Genomic DNA, 2,771 nt, shown 5'->3' on the forward strand with positions numbered 1-2,771 from the left:
GTGCCCCACAGATTGGTCCGGATCAGCCGCTCATGGTCCTCCGGGGCGATCTCGCGCAGGGGTCCGTAGACGGTCAGGCCGGCCACGTTGACCCAGGTGTCAAACCCACCGAAGGTCGCGATTGCCTTGTCGGCGATGGCCTGCACGTCCTCGCGCCGGCCCACATCGGCGGCCACGTGCACGGCACGAGCTCCGATCTCGTCGGCGACCCGGGCCAGCACGTCCTCGCTCCTCGCGGCGAGCACCACCCGGGCGCCGCGCTCGGCCGCCATGCGGGCCGTCGCCAAGCCAATGCCGCTCGAGGCGCCCGTGACCACGATGACCTGCTCGCGCAGCGGCTTGTGTCTCATTCGGCGTATGCTCCTGTTCAAGCCGGGTCCTAGGCTACGCGCCAGGAGCACTTGCGTTGCGCNGACCACGATGACCTGCTCGCGCAGCGGCTTGTGTCTCATTCGGCGTATGCTCCTGTTCAAGCCGGGTCCTAGGCTACGCGCCAGGAGCACTTGCGTTGCGCCCCGTGCGCATTTGCGCGTCTTGCCAATGCTCGGGATCAGCGCAGCACGGCTGGAGCGGGGGGCAGAGCAGGACAGATTGTGGGCGCCGGGCCTGGATGTTCAGCCTCAACGGCAGCTGCTGGGTGACGAGCGGACATCTCGGAAGTGGCAAGCCAACGTCTGGAAGTGGCGCTGTCCGGACATTTGATGTGTCGTCACCGTTAACTGACGTCGGCTGCAACACGGGACTCTCAGGTCACTGCGTCGGCAATGGCGACCCACCGAGCCGTGAGGAACCGATCATTTCTATCGGCCTGATGCACATAGGAGGGCCGACAGAGCCACTGTGCTCGGCGACAGCATCGAGCCAATGGGCCGAATGTGAAGCGGGTTTCTGGCCGGGAACAGCGCCGCCTTGGCGCTGTTTCCTGAGCAGCGGAAACGCACGTCGGCACCTGAGTTCATGCAAGCACCGGGCGAGATCACGTTCGAGCAGATCCGTGAGCGCGCCTACGATCTCTGGGAGCGCAATCACCGGCCCGACGGCTTCGAGATCGAGTTCTGGCTCACCGCTGAGCGGGAACTCAAGGCCGAGCGTGACAACAAGCAGAATCAGCTTGTTGTCAAACAGGGCAAGAGCTCGCCTTCCCGCTTGATTTCGCAAAAGGATCTCAGCACGCACGCGTGATCGGATGCACCTGCTGCTCGATCGCAGCGGCTGTACGATTGCCCTCGGCGCGGAACAAACGGCAGAGCCTCAGCTTGATGCAGCCTGCACTAAGCGAGGATGCATGCACAACGCCAGAACCCAGGCCACGACGCGGCGCGCCAACCGCCGGACATGGTTGGCACCCACCCTGATCGGGTCCGCGGCGGCTCTCGGCGCCTTGGCGCTGTACAATGTCGCGAAGGCCCGTGAGGCCGAGCGGCGTCATCCGCCCATCGGCCGCTTCATGACCGTCGATGGTGTGCGCCTGCACTACATGGAACGTGGGCAGGGCGAACCCTTGGTGCTCATCCACGGCAACGGCACCATGATCCAGGATTTCCTGGTCAGCGGCATCGTGGATGACCTCGCCAGACGCCATCGGGTCATCCTCATCGACCGACCTGGCTACGGTTACAGCTCGCGACCACGGGCTCTCTGGACACCCAGGGCTCACGCGAGCTTGTTCGAGAAGGCACTGGAGCGTCTCGGCGTGTCGCGCGCCGTCGTGCTCGGGCATTCATGGGGCAGCTTGGTCGCTGTCGCCCTGGCGCTGCAAGCACCGCACCTCGTCCGCAGTCTCGTGCTCGCCTCAGGCTACTACTACCCGACACTGCGGGCCGACGTGTTTGTGTTCTCGCCGCCGGCGATCCCGGTGGTCGGGGACGTGATGCGCCACACCGTGTCGCCGCCGATCTCTCGCCTGATCCTGCCGGGCCTGATCAAAGCGATGTTCGCACCCGCCGACGTGCCGGAGCGCTTCGACGCGCAGATGCCGAAGGAGCTGATGCTACGTCCCTCGCAGCTCCGCGCCGCGGCCGAGGATGCAGCCCTCATGACGCCGGTCACCGTGGAGCTTCAGGAGCACTACCGCGACCTGACGCTGCCGGTGGTGATCATCACGGGCGCGGACGATCAGATCGCGGATGTCGGCCGCCAATCGGAGCGGCTCCACGGGGAGCTGGCGAACAGCGAACTGGTGGTCGTGCCGGGCCAGGGCCACATGATCCATCACTTGGCACCGGAGCACGTCGTCGAGGCCGTCGAGCGTGCCGGTGAGCAGAGCAAGGTCAAGGCGGCATACGAGTGGAGAAAAGCCGAGGTAAATACCGATGACGACAAGAACCGAATGCCTCGACCTGCTGCTTGAGTTCGTCCAGAGCGGTAAAGTGGAGCAAGCCGCAACGGCGGCAGGGACTATTCTCGCCTACCTGGCCAGCCTGCCAGACCTGCAGGCGCAAGTTCTCGCTCTCGACGATCTTCAGGGTGAGTTGGCGGAACGCTGCGCCTCCCTTGCCATCAGCGACGAGGCCGAGGACCGACATATCGCGATCGAGGACGTGATCGGACAGGCGCGAGGTACCCTGAAAGCGCAAACGCCGTGATCACTCAGGCCGATCTCTGGCCGGCCTGACCCTCCTGGACGGGTCACGAAGCCTCTGAGGTCGGTCTGAGGGCATGCGCCGGACGAGAGGTCGTCCGGTGCCGATGTCAGAGGATGCCAGCTAGAGCGTTTTCGGTTTAATCTGGATCGTATCCGGCAGCGATGAAGAAGTTGGCACACTCGTCGG

The 2,771-nt window shown here is 64.8% G+C and carries 4 protein-coding genes; 3 read left to right on the plus strand and 1 reads right to left on the minus strand.

Going from position 1 to position 2,771, the window contains the following annotated elements; all coding sequences use genetic code 11:
- The coding region (locus ACKUB9_RS34155; protein WP_407531123.1) for an SDR family NAD(P)-dependent oxidoreductase at nucleotides 1–350 on the minus strand (350 nt) is incomplete at its 3' end.
- A gap of 559 nt (nucleotides 351–909) precedes the next feature.
- Between ACKUB9_RS34155 and ACKUB9_RS34160 the strand changes: the two genes are divergently transcribed.
- The 3 genes from ACKUB9_RS34160 (at nucleotide 910) to ACKUB9_RS34170 (ending at nucleotide 2,585) form a co-directional block, all read left to right on the plus strand.
- Nucleotides 910–1,182: a DUF2934 domain-containing protein gene (locus tag ACKUB9_RS34160; protein ID WP_407531125.1), complete on the plus strand. Its 273-nt coding sequence runs from the start codon at nucleotides 910–912 to the stop codon at nucleotides 1,180–1,182.
- A gap of 103 nt (nucleotides 1,183–1,285) precedes the next feature.
- Nucleotides 1,286–2,350: an alpha/beta fold hydrolase gene (locus ACKUB9_RS34165; RefSeq protein WP_407531129.1), complete on the plus strand. Its 1,065-nt coding sequence runs from the start codon at nucleotides 1,286–1,288 to the stop codon at nucleotides 2,348–2,350.
- Nucleotides 2,313–2,585, plus strand: a complete 273-nt coding sequence (locus ACKUB9_RS34170) for a hypothetical protein (RefSeq protein WP_407531127.1) — start codon at nucleotides 2,313–2,315, stop codon at nucleotides 2,583–2,585. Before ACKUB9_RS34165 ends, ACKUB9_RS34170 begins: the two co-directional genes overlap by 38 nt.
- Nucleotides 2,586–2,771: the final 186 nt, after the last annotated feature.

It is taken from the genome of Methylobacterium oryzisoli (assembly GCF_046557895.1).
Lineage (GTDB): Bacteria > Pseudomonadota > Alphaproteobacteria > Rhizobiales > Beijerinckiaceae > Methylobacterium > Methylobacterium oryzisoli.

Excerpts from the sequence above, each read along its gene's own strand:
- ACKUB9_RS34165 (WP_407531129.1), top strand. The coding sequence starts at position 1,286 with ATGCACAACGCCAGAACCCAGGCCACGACGCGGCGCGCCAACCGCCGG.
- ACKUB9_RS34170 (WP_407531127.1), top strand. The coding sequence starts at position 2,313 with ATGACGACAAGAACCGAATGCCTCGACCTGCTGCTTGAGTTCGTCCAG.